Raw genomic sequence first — 20,403 nt, forward strand, 5'->3', positions numbered from 1 at the left:
TTCATGCAGCCGCCTCTTGTTTGCGGATGGCTGCTCGTTCGGTCGCGTGATTTACACAAAGACAAACGAATGCAAAGAGAGTAAGCAGCACGAATCCAAGCGTATACGCGCCGGACAAATCTTTAATAATGCCGAGTACGATCGGCGGAAAGAACCCGCCCACGCCGCCCGCGGCGCCGACGATGCCGGTTACCGCACCCGTGTTGCTCGAGGAAACCTCAGGCACCATTTTGAACACGGCGCCGTTCCCCGTTCCCAGAAAAACCGCGGCCGCAAGACAACTGGCGCTAAATAATGCGAAATGATCAAGGGAAAGCGCCATCGACAACGACGCGATGACGATTCCCGCAAATACGATTGCGAGAACTTTGCGCGAACCGAAACGGTCCGCCATATATCCGCCCAATGGGCGAATGAACGTGGCGACTACGACGAATCCGGCCGTTCTCATCCCCGCGTCCGTTGCCGGCAAATGAAACAGCTCCTGCAGGAATGTCGGCAAATAAGCCCCGAATGCTACGAAGCCTCCGAAGGTGACAAAATAATAGGCCGACAATAACCAGGTAGAACGTTCCCGAAGCACGACCATAGATTGCTTGAACGTCTTCACATTGGCCGGCGCGGGCAACTCCTTCGTTCCGATCCAGAAGACGGCGGTGACGATCGCAATCATGACGGCGGGGCCCCAGAACACCCATTGCAAGCCATAGCCGTGTAACACGGTCGGCAGCGTGAAGCTCGCCACGGCGCCGCCCACATTCCCAAGTCCGGCCAATCCGAGCACCAATCCCTGTCTATCCGGTGGGAACCACCTGGAAACATAGGTGAGGGATATGGCGAACGTTGTGCCCGCCATGCCGATAAACAGCGCGCACAGCAGCATGATCCAATAGGATTGCGTCAATCCGGCCATCAGCAGCGGAAAAATAAGGAACAGCATCGTTGCGGCGAAAACGCGTTTGCCGCCGTAGCGATCCGTGTAGATCCCCATCGGGATTCGCAAAATCGATCCAAGCAGCACTGGCGCGGCGATCAGCACGCTCTTCTGTGTGGCGGTGAGACTGAACAGTTCTTGTATATGTCCGGCTATCGGAGGAAACACGTTCCAGATTACGAACGAGGCCGTCATAGCCATAGTTGATAGCCCTAAAGCAAGGAATGAACCATTTTGGCGCATCGCAAGCACTCTCCTCAGGCTAGGATGCCTTAATGCTGTCTTCTGCTACATGCAGATGCATATCGCCGCTATTTTCGTCGATTTCAACCTGAAAGGTCGTTACGCAACCATCATCCGGCGCTTGAACGAGTCCGTCATCCAAATTGATTTTCCAGTCGTGCAGCGGACAAAATACGTGATGATCGCAGACGATTCCTTCGGAAAGCTTACCCGCTTTGTGCGGGCATCGGTTCTCAATCGCTTTGATCGCGCCTCCCGTCAATTTGAACACCGCGATTTCCAGCGCTCCGAGCTTGATCACTCTGGATCTCTTTTCTGCAATTTCCGAAATGTTCCCGATATAGATCCTCGCCATATGCCTGCATCCCCTCTATTTTGTAATCGTTGCTGCCGACTGCTCTTCCATCGGGGCGAACGTCTTGCGCAGCTCATCTTGTTCAATGATTTCCTTCCACGGATCTTTCGTAAGCGAAAGCGTCTTCTCGATCCGTTCCACAAGCGCCGCACGATCTTCCTTGCTCTCCAAGGCCGCTTTTATCGTATCCAAGCCGACCCGCTCCACCCACTCCGATGTCCGTTCGTTGTATTTCCCCGTCTCACGGTAATACTGCAGGTAGGCGGCGGACCATTCCAGAACTTCCTCCTCGGTCTTCACCTTGCACAACAAATCCGATCCGCGAAGCTTGGTGCCTCCGTTGCCGCCGACATGAAGCTCCCAGCCGCCGTCGATCGCCACGACGCCGAAGTCTTTGATCGTCGCTTCCGCACAGTTGCGGGGACAGCCCGATACGGCCATCTTCACCTTCGCCGGAGTATTCAAACGCTCGAACTTCTTCTCGAGCGTTATGCCCATTCCGATGGAATCTTGGGTGCCGAAGCGGCAAAACGTCGAGCCTACGCATGTTTTGACCGTCCGCAGCGCTTTACCGTATGCGTAGCCTGACGGCATGTCGAGATCCGCCCACATGGCGGGCAGGTCTTCCTTCTTCACGCCCAACAGGTCGATACGCTGTCCGCCCGTCACCTTCACGAGCGGCACCTCGTACTTCTCGGCGATTTCCGCGATTTTCTTCAAATCTTTCGGTGTCGTCACGCCGCCGTACATTCTCGGAACGACCGAGTACGTGCCGTCCTTCTGGATGTTCGCGTGATTGCGCTCGTTCACGAAGCGCGACTCTCTTTCGTCCTCATGATCTTCCGGCCACGCCATGCCGAGGTAGTAGTTCAGCGCCGGGCGGCACTTGGAACAGCCTTCCGGATTGGACCATTCGAGCACGTTCATGACTTCCTTCGAGGTTGTCAGTCTCATGCTGCGGATCGCTTCCACCACTTCGTCGCGTCCGAGCGTCGTGCAGGCGCATATGCCTTCTTTGACGGTTTTCACGCCGTCCGCTCCGAGCACGTAAGTCAGCACGTCTGCCACCAGCGGCTTGCAGCCTCCGCAGGAAGCTGACGCTTTGGTGCAAGCTTTAATATCGTTGACGCTGGAGCAGCCCTTCTCCTGAACAGCCTGCACGATAGCGCCCTTCGATACCCCGTTGCAGCCGCACACGATCTCGTCGTCGCTCATTGCCGCAACCAATTCCGCACCGGACTTCGCCTTGCCCCCGCCTTCTCCGAGGAGCACCGTCTTTTCTTTGCCCGTAACGTCTTCGCCGCTTCGGATCATTGCAAACAACCGCGAACCGTCGCTGATGTCGCCGAACAATACGGCGCCGATCACTTTGCCGTCCCTGATGACGGCTTTCTTATATACTCCTTCGAAATCGTCTTGAACGCGAACGGCACGAGTGCCCGGCTTATCCGCATATTCGCCTGCCGAGAATACGTCGACGCCCGATACCTTCAGCTTGGTCGATACGACGGAGCCCTGATAACCCGCCGTCTCTACCCCGGCAAGCCGCTTGGCCAGCACCGCCCCTTGTTCGTACAGCGGAGCGACCAAACCGTAAGCTACGCCGCGATGCTCGGCGCACTCGCCGATGGAGTAGATGTTAGGTATGTTCGTCTCCAGGTAGTCATTTACTACAATGCCGCGGTTGATCTCGATGCCGCTGCTCTTCGCAAGCGCAATGTTGGGCCGGATTCCTACCGCCATGACTATCAGGTCGGCATCGACTTCCGAGCCGTCCGTGAACCGAAGGCCGGTTGCGCGCTTCTTGCCGAGAATCGTTTCGCTGTTTTTCTTGAGCAGAAACTTCATGCCTTGGCGCTCCAACTCTTGCTGCAGCATGAGAGACGCCGTCGAGTCAAGCTGAAGATTCATTAAGTATTCGTTAATGTGAACGACCGTTACGTCCATATGAAGATTCAGCAGCCCGCGAGCCGCTTCAAGGCCTAGAAGGCCGCCGCCGATAACTACGGCTTTCTTGTATTTCTTCGCGGCTTCGATCATCGCCTCGCAATCTTTAATGTCCCGGAAGGCGATCACGCCTTCCTTGTCCGCGCCCGGCAGCGGAAGCATGAAAGGAAGCGATCCCGTTGCGATAATTAATTCATCGTATGGAACGCTGATTCCGCCGTCCGTGCTGACGAGCTTCCGTTCCGCATCGATTTTGTTAACCGTATGGCCCGTATGCAGCGTGATGTGATTCTCTTCGTACCAAGACCAATCGTTAATGACGATGTCCTTCATATCGGCATCGCCGGCCAATACCGACGAAAGCAAGATGCGGTTATAGTTCGGATGCGGCTCTTTGCCGAAGATAGTAATATCGTAGCGGTTCGGCGCTAGCTTAAGCAGCTGCTCGATACAGCTGACTCCGGCCATTCCGTTTCCTATCAGAACTAATTTTTTCTTCATAGTGATTCACGCACCTTCGTCGGATGTAATTGTTACATTTTATGTTAGGTATTCACTTGGACACATAAAAACTCATCAACGAGGACTATTTTAGCGTCACGTAATCTAACATAGACTATTTTTATTACTGTAACTCAGGTCTTCGTTTTTATCAACAAAAATTTGTTTATTTTCTTATAAAGAAAACATAATTTCATAGATAATACGAACGAATTTATAAATATTTCGTGATATAGTTCGGAAAAATAACGCTTTCATCATCTCGTGGTTATATTTCATGAATAATCGAATTGATTTTATAATGCACAAATACATCATGTGTTACATTTTCTCACACATTATGAATCCGCATGGCACTTACTTCAAGAACATATACTTTGAAGCCCCGTTTGTCGCCTTTCCTGACTTATAAGAAGACCTCTCCCGACTAATTGCACGATTCGGCTGACTAACGGACATTTAGAGCCTGTCGATTTATTGTGAGCAACAGACTTAAATGCAGTAAACCGGATTCAGGAGCTGTAAGCGAGAAAAGTTCGCTTTAACGCTCGTAAAAGCCGGTTTCAAGCTATGTAACAGGAGTTACTCCGGTTAGGAGGGTGCAGCGCGTCGAAATTGAGCGTTGTAACCGGAGTTGCTCCGGCTAGAAGGGTGCAGCGGGTCGAAATTGAGGGTTGTAACCGGAGTTGCTCCGGCTAAGAGAGTGCAACGGGTCGAAATTGAGGGTTGTAACCGGAGTTGCTCCGGCTAAGAGAGTGCAACGGGTCGAAATTGAGCGTTGTAACCGGAGTTGCTCCGGTTACACGCACCTTACATTGCTTCGCCTTGCCGGTCACAACGAAAACGGCGGCTCTCTTTGAGAGCCGCCGCAATTATTGCCGCATGCCGGTATGCGCCTGAACTTTGGTCATATCGTATGAAGCGTCCGCTTCCGGGCCGGGACGGCCGAAGAAAGAGCCGAGGATCGCTCCGAGAAACCCCAGCGGGATCGAAACGAGGCCCGGATTCATAAGCGGGAACAGCGGATCCGCTTTAATCCACCCGGTTACGGGATGCATTACGTTTGGGCTGATCAGAACGAGACAGACGGATGCAAGCAATCCGGTAGCCATGCCCGTAATCGCCCCTGCCAACGTGAACCTCCTCCAATAAATCGTGCAAATCATGACCGGAACATTCACCGAAGCGGCGACGGCGAAAGCCAATGAAGCCAGAAAAGCTACATTGAGGCGCTGCGCTCCTAACGCAAGCAATATCGAAATAACGCCGACCCCGATCGACGAGCACTTCGCCGCAATCATCTGTTCTTTCTCCGTGGCGTGGCCTTTGCGTACGATATGACTGTAAATGTCGTGCGCGAAAGCGGATGACGCGGTTACGACCAACCCCGAAACGACAGCCAAGATGGTTGCGAATGCGACGGCGGAAACAAAAGCCATTAGGAATTCCCCGCCTAAATTTTCCGCTAAAAAGATGACCGCGAGATTTTCCGTGCCGCCGCCGATTAGCGGCCCTTCCCGGTTCAGCAGCAGCGCCGCGCCAAAACCGAGGAACACCGTCATCAAATAAAATGCGCCCATAGCCGAAACGGCGACGCCTACCGATTTCCGGACGGCGGCAGCGTCACTTACCGTGAAAAACCGGACGGCGATATGCGGAAGTCCCGCCGTACCAAGCAATAACGCCAGCTGAAGCGACAACGTTTCCAGAGGATGCTCGAACAAATTGCCCGGAAGAAGAAATTTTTCTCCCAGCGGAGTGGCCTGTGATGCTTGATCAAATAGCTGCAGCAAGCTCCAGTCGAATCTGGCCAATACGATCAGCGAGACGAGAAGCGTCCCTGCAAGCAGCAAAATCGTCTTGATGATCTGTACCCAGGACGCCGCTATCATGCCTCCGAATACGACATACACCGTCATCAAGGCGCCTACGATGCAGATCGCCGCGGCATAATCCACATGCAACAGCGCATGCAGCAGCGTACCTGCACCGACCAATTGCGCAATCATATATAAGATCGAGATGATAAGCGTATTCACCGCGATGCATCCGCGAAGCGGCTTCGCGTCGAATCGGACGGCAATCGAATCGGAGACGGTAAATCTCCCAAGATGATGGACCGGTTCGGCAATAAAAAACAGCACAAACAAATAAGAAGCAAGAAAGCCTATCGAATACCAAAATCCGTCGAAGCCGGTCAACGAGATCGCGCCGGTAATCCCCAGAAACGACGCCGCGCTCATATAATCGCCCGCTATCGCGAGCCCGTTCTGGGATCCCGTCAACCGGTTTCCGGCGGCATAAAACTGGTGGGTCGTATGTGTTCGGCGAGCCGCCGAATAAGTGATGAACAAGGTGCCGGCAATAATGGCCAGAAAAAAAACAAATCCCGATATGTTCATTCGCTCGCCCCTGCCATCTTCGCATATTAGTAAACAGCAATATACCTATTATAAACGATTAAAAGCCGGAGGATATCCTCCGGCCGTAAATAACAAAGGTCTATACCGTGTGCGGGTCTCTGATTCCCGTATTCGCCTGGACCAATATTTCCGAATATTTCGCTTCATCCTTTTGCGAAGAAAGCAAGGTTCCGACATATGCCGCCAGAAACCCGATCGGAATCGAAATGATTCCGGGATTCGCCAGCGGAAACAGCGGTTCCCCTACCAAGATGGCCTGACCGGCTGTCGGCGCCCATACGTTGGGACTGATCGCCACAAGAAACAGCGAGCTGAACAACCCGACCAACATGCCGGTGACGGCCCCGGCCGTATTGAATCTTTTCCAGAACACCGTAAAGACCAACACCGGCAAATTCGCGCTGGCAGCCACGGCGAACGCAAGAGCGACCAAGAACGCGACATTCAGCTTCTGGGCAAACAAAGCCAAGGCGATAGAGATGATCGCAACGCCGACGGACGCCAATTTTGCCGCCGTAACTTGCTCCTTCTCCGTCGCTTTGCCGCGCCGGACGATGCTGCTGTAGAAATCATGCGCGAAAGCCGATGCGGCCGACAGCACAAGGCCTGCGACTACCGCGAGAATTGTTGCGAAAGCAACCGCCGACACGAAGGCGAACAAGATGTCCCCGCCAAGAGCTTTAGCCAGCAGCGGTGCCGCCATATTGCCCGCTCTGTTCGCGTTCACGATTTCTTCCGTGCCTACGAACGCGGCGGCTCCAAACCCGAGGAAAATCGTCATTACATAAAAAGCCCCGATAACCCATGTCGCAACCAGCACCGATTTTCTTGCGGTAGGCGCGTCTTTCACCGTGAAGAAACGGATCAAGATATGCGGCAGGCCCGCCGTTCCCAACACCAAAGCCAGATTAAGGGAAATATTGTCGAGGCCGTTATTCAGTCTGTTCCCCGGATGCAAGAATGCTTCGCCTAACGGTGTCGCCGATTTCATATGATCGAACATGGTTGTGATGCTGAAGCCGAATTTTGCAAAGACGATTAGGGAAATGATAAGCGTTCCCGTTACTAGCAGAACGCACTTGATAATTTGCACCCAGCTGGTAGCCGTCATCCCGCCGAACACGACGTATACCGTCATCAGGGTTCCGACAATCAACACGGACGCCGTATACTCGAGCCCCAACAACAGCTTGATTAGCGCCCCGGCTCCGACCAGTTGGGCAATCATATAGAAGATGGAAATCGTTACGGAGTTGAGAGCAGCAACTCCCCGAATTTTCTTATTATTGAAGCGGGCGGCAATCATATCGGCCATCGTATACTTCCCGAGATTGCGCAGCGGCTCTGCGATCAAATAAAGCACCACCAAATAAGCGACCAGAAATCCGATGCTGTAGAAGAATCCGTCGAAGCCGTATAGAGCAATCATGCCGGCTATACCAAGGAACGATGCAGCTGACATGTAGTCTCCGGCAATCGCCAATCCGTTCTGCCAGCCGGTGAGGCCGCCACCCGCGGTATAAAATTCATGCGTCGTTTTTGTTTTTTTGGAGGCGTAGTACGTAATGACCAATGTTCCCAACACGATCAGAAGAAAAAGTATAAATGCCGTGTTCATGCGCTTTTGCCTCCATCCGTTGTGCCCTGTTCAACCGTGCCCGCCTTATTCGCATCCTCTTGAATTCGTTGAACCATTTTATCGAACTCCTCGGCTTTCTTGGAGTAAATGATGCAAAGCGACCACGTCATGACAAATTGCGCGAAAGCAAATACCCAAGCCCATGTAATCGATCCGACGGCCGGCGTATTCAGAAAGTCGAAATAGGCCGTTAGAACAGGCAGAGCAAAATAAAATGCAAGGAAAAACAACGACATTGGGACGATGAACCTCTTCTTCCGATCCATGAGCAGACGGAATGCCGGAGACTTGGCTATTTCCTGGTAGCGTATCTTTTGTTCTTGCATACATTGCCTCCTTGGCTGGAGTCTATTTGTAAGCGCTTTATTTTCATTATATCGGGAAGATTGATTACATATTTCGTTTTAGTCGCGAAATGTCGTTATTCCGAAGTAAACAACCAAAATACGATACCGATCAGACTATTCGTGCGTATCCTGCATGAATTATTCCGCGTTCAAATGCTTGAACAACGGTTTGACGGAAATGCGCGAGACGGGGATTGTCGTTTTTTTGCCGTCTTTCAAGATGATATTGTAAGCCCCGTTAAACCAAGGCTCGATAGAGTCGATATAATTCAAATTCACCAAATAGCTGCGATGGGAACGGAAGAAGGGATAAGCGGAAAGCTTGTACTCCAGCTCCTGAAGCGTCAGCCGCGAGCAGCGGGTTTCGCCGGCCGCCAGATGGATAATCGTATTTTTTTCCTCTTTCACCGCGTAAATAACCTGATTCGGATCGATAACGACCCACTTTTCCCGGTCGTCAATCAGCAGCTTATTGACTCTGGGAGCTTTCGTATTGCGGGCCGCAGCTTGTCGAATACGGTTCAACGCCTCCGACAATCGTCCGGAATCATAAGGCTTTAATAAATAATCGACGGCATGAATGCGAAAAGCTTCCACCGCGTATTCTTCATGGGCCGTGGTGAACACAATGTAAGGGGCGTTACCTTGGATCGATAAGCGCCGGGCCGCTTCCATGCCGTCCAATTCGGGCATCTGAATATCAAGAAACACAGCGTCGGGTTTATGCAGCATAACCGATTCCAGTAGTTCGCGGCCATTGCCGGCGCTGGGCAGAAGCTCGATGTCGCGCTCCTTGGAAAGCAGGTAAATCAACTCCTCGCGCGCAAATCTTTCATCTTCCGCAATGATCACTTTTATTTTCATGCTTGCTTGCCTCCCTCACTCTCCGCTTCGCAGAGGTATTGAAAAAGTTATCCGGCAGCCGCGGCCGGTGTTGTTTTCAATGCCGATTCCCCGGCCGAACATACTGATCAATCGTTGGTTGACGTTGAACAATCCAATCCCCGCGCCACTACTTTTGAGCAGTGGAGCTTTACCCAATTGATCGATGATTTCAGGCGGAACCCCGGTTCCGTTATCTTCGATTAATATATGGACATCTTCACGCCAGGAATAAATATTTATTCGTATGATACCGCCGCTAGTCATGCCTTTCAATCCGTGCTGAATGCTGTTTTCAACCAATGGCTGAAGACATGAAGGCGGAATGAGGACGGAACCCAGACCCTCCTGAATGTCCGTGCTTACCGTGAACTGATCGGCGAAACGAACTTTGACAATTTCCAGGTATGTCGTCAAATGCTGTATTTCCTGTGCGATCGTAATCAATTGGTGTTGGGTTATTTTTAAATTAAGGCGCATAAACGTTCCTAGTTGAACCGTCAAATGACGGGCAAGATCGGGGTTGATGCGGACCAAGGAAACAATGGAATTTAACGTATTGAACAAGAAGTGGGGATTGATTTGCGCTTGAAGCAACCTCAGCTCCGAATCCTTCATAAGCTTATCCATCTTTTCGGCCAACGCCGTATTCAATTGATAAGTGATCAGGTTGCCCAGTCCGCTGGCTAACACTTCTTCAATTTTCCGTATTTGCTCGGGGCGTTTAAAGTACAGCTTAATGAGTCCCGCAACTTTGCCGGATTGACTGAAGGGAACGATGATGACAGCGCCTATGGAAGGGTGGTGAGGTTGAAAATCCGCTTTATCGTATGAAATTTTCACTTCCCCCGTCCGAATCGCCTCGCGTGATAATACGCTTTGAATTTCTTCCCCGGCAATGCGGCTGCTTGTCCCTATTCCGACATGGGCGAGAATGCGCTGAGTATCCGTTACGGCAACCGCGTCCGCTTTGAGCTCGTTGTGCAAAATACGCGCCGCCGCGTCCGCCGTCGCGGGAGTCAGTCCTTGTCTCAGATGCGGCAGCGTCATCTCCGCTATCTTCAACGCCCGCCTCGTCTCAAATGCCGCAGCGCGTTCCTCCTCCTTTAACACAACATGGATCATTGCCGTAAACACTGCAATAGCAATGCTGTTCGTTAACACCATCGGCATCCCGACGGCGTTAACTGCGGCGGATGCCTGTTGCGGAGGAGAAGAAAAAATGAGGATAAAACCCATCTGAATGATCGGGGCAAACATGCCGACGAACATCGCCTTTGCCGGCGAGATGACCCGTTCATCCGAAAAAAATTTCGCGATGCCGCCTGCCGCCAAACCCGTAACAGGAGCGGAAAGCGCCATTGCCAACGCCGCAAATCCATCCAGGTGGTACAGATGAAGCCCTGTGAGAACTCCAGCTCCCAACCCTACAAGACTGCCGCCCAACAAACCTCCGATAACGACCCCTACAAGGGCGGAATTCGCAATGACTTGATCTTCGCCGATGTTATACACCCAAAAAGAAGATTCGACTTGATCGTGCGTTACGACAACGCCGGCATGCACGCCGGCAATGCCAAAGATGCCGAAGATGAGCGAGAAATAGAAGACGTTCGGGAGGTTCGGTTTTCCCTCAATCAGCTGGCGGAACAATGAAGTGCGCGTCAACATAAAGGCGATGATGAGCAATAACCCCATCCGTTCCAACAGCAGCAACGTTAACTGCTCCATAACCGGCCCCCTTCTCTCATCTCCCTATCACAATATATAATACCAGATCAACGAACGCGGCGGCTCTCTATGAGAGCCGCCGTATTCGTGGTAAGCGCCACCTTGACCTCTTCCACCGGATGGGTGTCAAAAATAGAGGAAGTACAGGCCTTTATTGTCGCAGTTTTGCCTCGTATAAAAATAATTAAGGAAGTACAGTCCCCTAATGCGGCGTTTTTGCTCGCTGAGAGACGGTGTTATGTCGCAATAGAGTCCTCCAGTTCCTCTATTTCTCATAGAGCTCGAAAAACCGGCTAATAGGACCCTCTACTTCCTCAATTTTCCGATTTTCGATCATGATAACCTTTCTCACCATAAGGTGAAAGCCGCTCGAACCATGCCGTTTCCATACGTTCAAGCTCTTTCTTTAAATTGTACCGCCCGTCTTCCGGACGCTTGAACCGCTCCATTATTTCGTATTCGAAAGCGTCCAGGCCATACTCCGACCAATCCTTCTGCAGCTTGGAGTTTCGGTGCACGCCCATCGTCAATTGGAATCTCTGGCTGTTCCATGCCGCGTTCAGGTCAGGGCTCACACCTACAAACGATTTCCCGCTGGGACGGTGCACGATGCGAAAGGCGCCGGCCGGCCGTTCGGACATGACGTATTGAGCGGACAACATTTTCTTCTTTTCTTTATTCATCACTCTGCTTCTCTCCTTTCACCCAGTACACGCTGCAATCGTCTTTCCGGTCCAAAAATCCGTAATCGATCATGTACCGTCGCAGCGTCACATAGTCGGAATGCGCTTCCTTAAGCACATCGTTGACTTCCTTCTCCGTGTATTTGCGGTTTCGGTCAAATCGTCCAGCAATATGCATTAACACAACGATTTTTCTTTTCTCCTTGGACGGAAATTCTCTCATCGGACCTTGCAGACCGTAGGGGAAATATGTTTTAAGAATCTTCTCTCTCTCTTCGTTCGTGACCGCATACCGTTCGTCCACCATTGCGGCGGTTCTATGAATCGTCATGAACGACTCGCTATCCTTTTCCGACCGTTCCGCCAGCAGCCCCATCAAAGACAAAAACACTTTCGCCTGTTTTTCCTTTTCCCGTAGATGGAACCGGTGGTATCTGACTGTAGATTGCTTGCTGCCAAGCAGCTTCGCAGTTTCGGCATCCGATTTTCCCTCGTAATATGCTTGCAAGACATCTCTCTGTACATCGGTAAGTCCGGTCCACTTTTTATCCATGTCCAGAAGATAATGAAACATGGATCGGTGCAATTCCTCGATATGCCGGCGCATGTATGCTTCGGCTTCATACCACCGGTCTTGCACCGGGTAAATGCGTCCGTTCTCGGCATGATGGCCGCATACGAGGCATACAAACCCGCCGTCGTCCGGAAGCGATACATATCCTTGCTGCAGTTCTTCGACACTTGCTCCCCAAAACCGTTGGTCTAAATCCATAGCTTTCGAACCACCAACAAATCATTATAATGTTTGCCCTGCATTAAACAAATTACCATATTGTTTATATGAGCACAAGCAGAAAAAACGCAATGTCGACTTCCCATCACTCGGTACAGCACTTTCAGCGACAATGAAGTTGTTTGGGTATGAAGCGAGCTACTGGAATAATCGTTCCGGAATCCGTCAAACGGATCCAGGAAGCATTGCCGGCAGGCGGCTTCCGAAATATCAAACAGGCTGTGTGGATACAAAAAAAACCGCGAATGAACATTGTTCATTCACGGCTCTCAAGTCATCGTATTGCCTCAACTTTGACAAACTTCGAAGTTATCCCGGATCATTCAGCCCGATTCCTCATTCCGATTGCGCCGCGGGTTGAGCTTCCGTTGTTGCGGAATCACCTTCAGCGGCTGCCGGTTGATCCTCCGAAGATTCCGGTTCGGCTTCCGCACCGCCTGCTTGACCGCCTTCATCCGCTTTCCCGTCCTTCTTCGCCGCCTCTTCCTCCAACGCTTGATCCAGAGCCGCCTGCGCTTCCGTTTCGATGGAGGCCAGCGCCTCATCGACCGTCACTTTTTCATTCACCACGTTCTCCCAATGCTTTGAGACGATTCCGTGGAATTGTTGGTTGAACGATTGTGGCAACTCACGATACGCCGAGTACGTGTCGGTAGTGCTTGGTTCAAGTGCATAGAACGCTTCCAGATGCTTTCCTTCTTCGTTTCGGATGTATTCGGTTCGCACCGGGAGACCGCCCCAGACCGGCGCCCGCGCCGTTACTCTCGCCATTGTGTCCGAATTGATATATTTCACGAATTCCCATGCCGCGCGTAAATTTTGCGACTTCGCATTGATACCGTATATTTGATGAATGCCGAAAGAACTCGAAACCGTCGGGTTTTCAGGGTGGACGGGAACCGTCACGATATCCCAATCGACCGTGAATTTTTCCTTCAGCACGTCCGTCGCTTCCCTCAACTCGCGCATCAGATGCATGCCGTCAATTTTCATCGCTACACGCCCGCCGATAAACGGATCGCGCAAGAGGAAATCCTCATGCGACTTAAATTGCTGCGACTGTTTATTCGGATCATGCTTGAACATAGCCTCCGATTTCGATAATTTCAATACCAGATTCGCCGCTTCTTTCCATGAATCGGTGTTCAACGTCACTTTGCCGGCCGACGGATCAACGTACGAAAGTCCTCTTTCCGCTCCCATCTGCATCAGTCTCCATGAGTCGTTACCGCCTCCGAATCCCGGCAATTCCAACCCGTAAATCCGGTCTTTCTCGGAACCGTCCTTCGGAAACCGCTCTGCAAGCTGCAGCACTTCCGCCCAAGTCATTCCGTCGGACGGCAACGGAACACCGTGCTTGTCAAACAATGATTTGTTGTAGTAGAGCGCACTGCTGTAAAAAGTCGGCGCCAAACCATACAGCTTTCCGTCACCGGATTTGCGGATCGCTTCGATCGCAGCGGGCAATATGCCCTCCAAGTCGAATTCATCTTGAGCGATGACCGGGTCCAACGGGTACAACATGCCTTCATCGATGAGCTTCTTGATATTATACGTATCCAGCATCAGCACGTCCGGCTGCTCTTCTTCAATGAATTCCTTCATCGCTTCCATAGGATCTTTGCCTTCCTTATAGATGCGGTTTGTGCTCACCACTTCAATGTCGATATTCGGATGCTGCACTAGAAACAAGTTCCCTAGATCCCGAAAGAAGCTTTCTTCATCCCAATAAGTGACCTTAATCGTCGCTTGCTCGTCTTTCCCCATTTCCGGAAGCACCTGTTCGGCTCCACCGGTCGCAGCGCAAGCGGATAACATCATTGCCAATGATGTTACCAGCAAGACCGTTTGAACTCTCCATTTCCTGATACTTTTCACTTTTTCCACCCCTAATTGGATTGTGTTTCCATAATGTTAACGCATCAGGAGTGGAAAAGGTTCCCTAAAAATATTCTCAAACGAGCAATTGGAACAGATCCGGATGCTCCCTCAGCTCCATAAAGGAGATTTTCCGGTCCTGCATGCGCGCGATCAGCCCTTCATAATCTCCCCGCCGTTTCAGCTCGATTCCGACCAATGCCGGGCCGTTCTCCTTGCTGCTCTTCTTCGTATACTCAAACCGGGTGATGTCGTCGTCAGGACCGAGCACGCCGTCGAGAAACTCCCGCAGCGCGCCGGCACGCTGCGGGAAATTGATGATGAAGTAATGCTTCAAGCCTTCGTAAATGAGCGACCGCTCTTTTATTTCCTGCATCCTGTCAATGTCGTTATTGCCGCCGCTGACGATGCATACGACCGTCTTTCCTTCGATTCGTTCCCGATAGGTGTCCAACGCGGAAACGGTCAGCGCGCCGGCCGGCTCCACGACGATGGCGTTCTCATTGTACAACTCCAGAATCGTAGTGCATACTTTGCCTTCGGGAATAACGATCATGTCGTCCAGCAGGTTCCGGCAGATCGGGTATGTCCATTCTCCGGCGCGTTTAACCGCGGTGCCGTCGACGAACCGGTCGATGTCCTGAAGCGGAACGATCTCCCCTTTTTCGAAAGAAGAGCTCATCGTAGGTGCGCCTGATGCTTCGACGCCGATGATTTTCGTGTCCGGGCTTAACCGCTTGATGTAAGACGCTACTCCCGCGGCAAGACCGCCTCCTCCGACGCTGACAAATAAATAGTCGACAGGAGCAGGTGCCGCGCTCACAATTTCCGCCCCAAGCGTCCCTTGGCCGGCAATGACCGCGGGATGATCGAACGGGTGCACGAATGTCTTCCGTTCCCGTTCCGCATAGGCAAGCGCCTCGGCCAGCGCATCGTCGAACGTGTCGCCCACAAGCCGAATGTCGACGTTCGGACCGCCGAACCGTTCCACCTGCGACACTTTCTGTTTCGGCGTCGTCGCGGGCATAAAGATTGCGCCGGGAATGCCGAGTGCGGAACAAGTATACGCGACTCCTTGCGCATGATTGCCGGCGCTGGCGCAGACGACGCCCCGTTCCGACTGCGCCTCGGGCAAACCGCGTATAAAGTTGTAAGCTCCCCGAATCTTAAACGAACGTACGACCTGCAAGTCTTCCCTCTTCAAATACACGTTGCACCGGTACCGGTCGGAAAGCACCTCGTTATATTGCAGCGGCGTTTCCACGATTTGTTCCTTCACCCGATTGTGTGCGGCAACGATATCTTCGATTCTTATTACGGCACCGTCCATTCCGGTTCCGCTCCCTCCATCGATGTTGGTTTCTTTTGGCCGCGCGGTTCATGCGCGCGCAGCGCCGCGTTGGCGGCGGCGGAGTACACTCACGAGAACCGCTTCCGTACCCATTCGGCAAACAACTCATAGTCCTGATGCACCTGCGCCGCATAGCCCATCGCCCATAACGAGATCGTATCGGCAAATTTATCGGGATCGCCGCCCATCGCAGACGCGATTTCATCCTCCGCATGATAATCGATGATGCCGTTTTGCAGCTCGTTGTCCGCCCTGGCGTGAATTTTCGCCGTAATCCGTCCCATCTGATTCACAGTGCCGCACATATCTTCGAGCGTAAGTATGCGGCTCGCCTTCACTCTCTTCTTATACGGAGACCGCTCCCTGACGTAAAAACACCGGTCGTCTAAGGTAAAGAATCCTAGAAACGGGTCCGCCTCATGATGCATCGCCCGTTGTGTCGCCGTCACCCGTTCCCCGTGATGGGCGTACCGGCTCCAGAACAGTTCCCGATCAGGCAAAAAGTACGCGGGAACCGGAGCTCTCACTTCCTTCGCTTCCAATACGATATCGTCGGCGCCTTCCGGATCGCGGTGCCCTTCGATCAACACATAATACCGGTCCAATCCGATCGAAGCGGTTCCGGAGCTGTGTTTGACGGCAATATCTTTAATGGCGTAGAACGCCTCTTCCCGCTTCGACTCCTCATCCAACGAATATAAGTAATCCGGCCAAACCTCTTGAAGTCGGCCGCTTTCATCCGATTCGAGCGGCACGATTTCCGATGACGGGGAGAACCGCCTCGCATGGCGCGTTTGTTCCGTAATGCCGTCAAGAAAATCGGTCTTGCGCTTCTTGTTCACCTTTCTCAACAATTTACGGATCGGTCCCGAGGTGTTCTCTTCGGTAAACGACAGCGACGTCGGATCGTCTTTGCGGGACGAGAACCGGCGAATTTGTTTATAATAAGCTTTAAGGTAACTCCTGATCGACTCTTCCGTTTGTTTTCCGTCGAACTCCGGAGTCTCGCAAACAAGCGCGATGCTCACCGACATTCTGAGCAGATCGTACAGGTAAGATCCCATGTACCCTTCGTCGAAATCGTTGATGTCATAGACGATTCGTCCGTCGCGCGCCTGGAACGCGCCGAAATTTTCGAAGTGAAGGTCGCCTTGAATCCAAGTCGGTTTCTCACGGGGAGTATGATACGGAAACGGTAAATGCGATACGTCGAAATAGAACAAATAGGCGCTGCCCCGAAAGAAACGAAACGGGTTTTCCGCCATTTTCGCATACTTCAGCGCCCGGGCATCATCGGGTAATTCCATCAATGTGCCGTCGAAATCGTCAAATATCGTCTCCATCAACTGCGCCCGTATGGTTCGCCGCATTTGACGCACGCGTTCGGGACTGTAGCGCTGCATGAAATCGCCCTCTCTGAACGTTAAAGAATTTATAAGTTTTCTGCTTCGTCAGGAAATGAGTAAATTCTTTACCAAGAAAAACTTCCTCTAAATTCGCGGTCGCTCGTCCTTGAGTCTACTTCGATAGAAGTTTTTCTTATAAAGTGTTAAGTACAATACTATTTATAAAAAAGGTGCGCCATGATCCGAACTTTTACTATGCAGACGTCCCGAAGGGACGAAATGATCGACATTACAGACCGTGTACGGGAAGCGTTGAGAGAAATAGGCGCGCATGGCGACGGCGCGGCGATCGTATATTGCCCGCACACGACTGCCGGAATCGCCGTTCAAGAGAACGCCGACCCGGATGTGAAACGGGATGCGCTTATGCGCTTGGACGAGCTGTTCCCTTGGCGTCATCCGAAAGACCGGCACGCGGAAGGGAATACGGCGGCGCATATGAAAGCGATGCTTACCGGCACGTCGCAAACGGTGCTTGTGCAGGAAGGCCGTCTTATCTTAGGAACATGGCAAGGAATCTACTTCTGCGAGTTTGACGGCCCGCGCACGCGCAAATGCCATGTGAAATGGCTGGCCGATCGTTCCTAAAGGACCGCTTCCCTCAATACTTCACCGATTGAATCCCTGCAGACGATCGAGGCGTATGCGTCGTACGGCGTTTCGTCCCGGTTGATAATGATGAACGAATCGCCTTGATAGTAACGAACGAGCTGCGCTGCCGGGTGCACGGTGAGCGACGTGCCGCCGACGATGAGAACATCGGCTTCGGAAATTTTCCGCGCCGCCCCCTCCCACGTCTCTTCATGAAGCGGCTCCTCGTACAGCACCACATCCGGCTTCACGATACCGCCGCACCCGGAACACTTCGGTACGATGCTTGAGGAAGCGACGACATAATCCAAGTCGTAAGATGTGCGGCAATCCATGCAATAGTTGCGATGGACGGAGCCGTGCAGCTCGTACACCGACCGGCTGCCCGCTTCCTGATGAAGGCCGTCGATGTTTTGGGTGACTACCGCGCTGAGCCGTCCTTGCCGTTCAAGCTTGGACAATGCGATGTGCGCCGCGTTGGCCTGCGCGTCCCGGTAAATCATCTTCGAACGGTAAAATGTAAAGAACAATTCCGTATGACGCATGAAAAACGAGTGCGACAGCATCACTTCCGGCGGGTAAGGGGAATCGGTTTCTTGCGCGTACAAACCGGCCGCCGAGCGAAAATCGGGAATGCCGCTTTCCGTGGATGTGCCCGCTCCGCCGAAGAAGACGATTCGTTCGCCACGGGCTACGATTTCTTTGATCTTTCTTCGCTCCAGTGCATATCCCTTCCTCTCTTTTCAAGCGACTTCGTTATATTCAGAATATACTTGCATCCCCATATAACGCAAACGGAGCGGGACGCTGCGTTCCCGCTCCGAAGCAATAATTGTATTAGTCCTCTATTGTGGAGAGATCGCCTGTAGGCAGGCCAAGCTCCCGCGCCTTCAGTACGCGGCGCATAATTTTGCCGGATCGCGTCTTCGGCAGCTTATCGATAACCTCGATTTCCCGCGGAGCCGCGTGCGCCGCCAATCCGGTCTTGACGTGCAGCTTCAGTTCTTCCAACAGTGCATCCGAAGCCGTGAACCCTTCCCGCAGCGAAACGAACGCTTTAATAATTTCGCCGCGAAGCGGGTCCGGTTTGCCGATGACGCCGGCCTCCGCCACGGCCGGATGCTCGACGAGCTTGCTCTCGACTTCGAACGGGCCGACGCGTTCCCCCGAAGTGTTGATAACGTCATCCACTCTTCCCTGGAACCAGAAGTAGCCGTCTTCGTCCATATATGCGGAATCTCCGGACACATACCAGCCTTGTATACGGAAGTACTCGTTATATTTGCCAGGGTTGTTCCAGATGCGGCGCATCATGGACGGCCAACCTGTGCGAATCGCCAGATTGCCGAGGCTGTAAGGCGGCAGTTCGTTGCCGTTGTCGTCGATTATGGCGGCGCGCACGCCGGGCAGCGGCTTGCCCATCGAGCCCGGGCGAATATCCATGCACGGATAGTTTACGATCATGTGGGCGCCCGTTTCCGTCATCCACCAAGTATCGTGTATACGCTGCTTGTATGTCTTCATCCCCCACCGGATGACTTCCGGATTTAACGGCTCGCCGACGGAGAGTACATGGCGCAAAGTAGACAAATTGTACTTTGCGACCACTTCGTCTCCGGCGGACATCAACATCCGAAACGCCGTAGGCGCGCTGTACCAGACGGTGACATCGTTGTCTTGGATCGTAGCGTACCACTTGTCCGCGGAATACCTTCCGCCGCGAATGAGGTTCGTCGCTCCGTTCAACCACGGCGCGAAGATGCCGTAAGACGTCCCCGTTACCCAACCCGGATCCGCCGTGCACCAGTAAATATCATCATCTTTCAGATCAAGCACCCAGCGGCCGGTAATGTAATGTTGAATCATGGCGCCGTGCACATGCAATACGCCTTTCGGCTTGCCGGTAGAGCCCGACGTATAATGCAGTATCATCGGATGCTCCAAATCGACCCATTCGATATCCAGCTCTTCCGATGCCGCATCGAAAGCTTTCCGGAAATCGACCTCGCCCGGACCCGGGTTGCCGTCCGAGTCAATCAACACGATATGCTTCAAATTCGGCAGCTGGTCTCTCGGAATGCGCCCTTTCAACGCGGCGGTCGTTACGACAACGGACGCTTCGGCATCCGACAGCCGGTCGAGAACCGCACCTTCCATGAATGCTTCAAACAGCGGTCCGACAATCGCTCCGATTTTTAACGATCCCAATATACCTGCATAAATTTCGGGAACGCGAGGCATGAAGAAAAACACGCGGTCGCCCTTCTCCACCCCTAAAGAGCGAAGCAAATTGCCGAACTTGTTGGACAGCTTTCGCATCTCTTCAAATGTGTATCGTTCGTTTCTCAGCTCGTCGATGTAAATGAGCGCGGTCTTATCTTTGCGGGAGGTTAACGTATGCTTGTCGATGCACTCGTACCCCATGTTGACCTTGCCTGTCGCATGCCAACTGAAATTGGGATGAACATCCTCCCACTTAAACTGTTCATACGTCTCCGTATAGGACTTCAAATTCGAATCGGTTACCTTACTCCGCAACACCTCATGCTGAGTATTCATTTCCTGCATTACTCCGACTCCTCTCTATGAACAAAAAAATGAAACCGCTTTATATGGATTATATAAACGCTTCCAGGAAATCGCAACAAAGAGTCGCATTTTAGTCACATTTTATCATTTTTTAAGGAACGTTTCAGCTT

The 20,403-nt window shown here is 52.3% G+C and carries 16 protein-coding genes; 1 reads left to right on the top strand and 15 read right to left on the bottom strand.

The window, feature by feature from the left end; genetic code table 11:
• Position 1: 1 nt before the first annotated feature.
• The 13 genes from JET16_RS04155 to JET16_RS04215 form a co-directional block, all read right to left on the bottom strand.
• The gene (locus JET16_RS04155; protein ID WP_199614377.1) at positions 2-1,177 is read right to left on the bottom strand and encodes an MFS transporter; all 1,176 of its coding nucleotides are present in this window, start codon (positions 1,175-1,177) and stop codon (positions 2-4) included.
• Between the two features lie 19 nt (positions 1,178-1,196).
• On the bottom strand, positions 1,197-1,532 hold the full coding sequence (gene nirD / locus JET16_RS04160) for a nitrite reductase small subunit NirD (protein ID WP_199614378.1): 336 nt from the start codon (positions 1,530-1,532) through the stop codon (positions 1,197-1,199).
• 15 nt (positions 1,533-1,547) lie between these two features.
• Complete coding sequence (nirB, locus tag JET16_RS04165; RefSeq protein WP_199614379.1) at positions 1,548-3,980, bottom strand: nitrite reductase large subunit NirB; 2,433 nt, start codon at positions 3,978-3,980, stop codon at positions 1,548-1,550.
• 872 nt (positions 3,981-4,852) lie between these two features.
• Entirely contained in the window at positions 4,853-6,382 is a 1,530-nt protein-coding gene (locus JET16_RS04170) for a solute symporter family protein (protein ID WP_199614380.1), read from the bottom strand.
• Between the two features lie 100 nt (positions 6,383-6,482).
• A complete protein-coding gene (locus tag JET16_RS04175) occupies positions 6,483-8,021 on the bottom strand; it encodes a solute symporter family protein (RefSeq protein ID WP_199614381.1) in 1,539 nt (512 codons plus the stop codon).
• Positions 8,018-8,368 carry a DUF485 domain-containing protein gene (locus tag JET16_RS04180; protein WP_199614382.1) on the bottom strand — a complete coding sequence of 117 codons (351 nt, stop codon included), beginning with the start codon at positions 8,366-8,368 and terminating at the stop codon, positions 8,018-8,020. Before JET16_RS04180 ends, JET16_RS04175 begins: the two co-directional genes overlap by 4 nt.
• Positions 8,369-8,527: 159 nt before the next feature.
• Positions 8,528-9,253 carry a LytR/AlgR family response regulator transcription factor gene (locus JET16_RS04185; protein ID WP_199614383.1) on the bottom strand — a complete coding sequence of 242 codons (726 nt, stop codon included), beginning with the start codon at positions 9,251-9,253 and terminating at the stop codon, positions 8,528-8,530.
• A 15-nt stretch (positions 9,254-9,268) separates the two neighbouring features.
• Positions 9,269-11,002, bottom strand: coding sequence for a LytS/YhcK type 5TM receptor domain-containing protein (locus tag JET16_RS04190; RefSeq protein WP_199614384.1), 1,734 nt, complete (start codon positions 11,000-11,002; stop codon positions 9,269-9,271).
• A 314-nt stretch (positions 11,003-11,316) separates the two neighbouring features.
• Positions 11,317-11,688 (bottom strand): GIY-YIG nuclease family protein, encoded by a 372-nt coding sequence (locus tag JET16_RS04195; protein ID WP_199614385.1) that lies wholly within the window; start codon positions 11,686-11,688, stop codon positions 11,317-11,319.
• The gene (locus tag JET16_RS04200) at positions 11,678-12,457 is read right to left on the bottom strand and encodes a DUF2087 domain-containing protein (RefSeq protein ID WP_199614386.1); all 780 of its coding nucleotides are present in this window, start codon (positions 12,455-12,457) and stop codon (positions 11,678-11,680) included. Before JET16_RS04200 ends, JET16_RS04195 begins: the two co-directional genes overlap by 11 nt.
• A 357-nt stretch (positions 12,458-12,814) precedes the next feature.
• Complete coding sequence (locus JET16_RS04205; RefSeq protein WP_199614387.1) at positions 12,815-14,356, bottom strand: ABC transporter substrate-binding protein; 1,542 nt, start codon at positions 14,354-14,356, stop codon at positions 12,815-12,817.
• Between the two features lie 76 nt (positions 14,357-14,432).
• Positions 14,433-15,686, bottom strand: a complete 1,254-nt coding sequence (gene ilvA / locus JET16_RS04210; RefSeq protein WP_199614388.1) for a threonine ammonia-lyase IlvA — start codon at positions 15,684-15,686, stop codon at positions 14,433-14,435.
• Between the two features lie 89 nt (positions 15,687-15,775).
• Complete coding sequence (locus tag JET16_RS04215; RefSeq protein WP_199614389.1) at positions 15,776-17,110, bottom strand: DUF2252 domain-containing protein; 1,335 nt, start codon at positions 17,108-17,110, stop codon at positions 15,776-15,778.
• A gap of 180 nt (positions 17,111-17,290) precedes the next feature.
• On the opposite strand from JET16_RS04215, the gene JET16_RS04220 reads away from it, so the two are divergent.
• Positions 17,291-17,701, top strand: a complete 411-nt coding sequence (locus JET16_RS04220; RefSeq protein WP_199614390.1) for a secondary thiamine-phosphate synthase enzyme YjbQ — start codon at positions 17,291-17,293, stop codon at positions 17,699-17,701.
• Here JET16_RS04220 and JET16_RS04225 read toward each other — a convergent pair.
• Positions 17,698-18,426 (bottom strand): NAD-dependent protein deacylase, encoded by a 729-nt coding sequence (locus JET16_RS04225; RefSeq protein WP_199615002.1) that lies wholly within the window; start codon positions 18,424-18,426, stop codon positions 17,698-17,700. The genes JET16_RS04220 and JET16_RS04225 overlap by 4 nt on opposite strands.
• Positions 18,427-18,541: 115 nt before the next feature.
• Positions 18,542-20,263: an acetate--CoA ligase gene (gene acsA / locus JET16_RS04230; protein WP_199615003.1), complete on the bottom strand. Its 1,722-nt coding sequence runs from the start codon at positions 20,261-20,263 to the stop codon at positions 18,542-18,544.
• Between the last annotated feature and the right edge of the window lie 140 nt (positions 20,264-20,403).

Origin of the sequence: Paenibacillus alkalitolerans (genome assembly GCF_016482785.1) — a bacterium.
GTDB classification, from domain to species: domain Bacteria; phylum Bacillota; class Bacilli; order Paenibacillales; family YIM-B00363; genus Paenibacillus_AE; species Paenibacillus_AE alkalitolerans.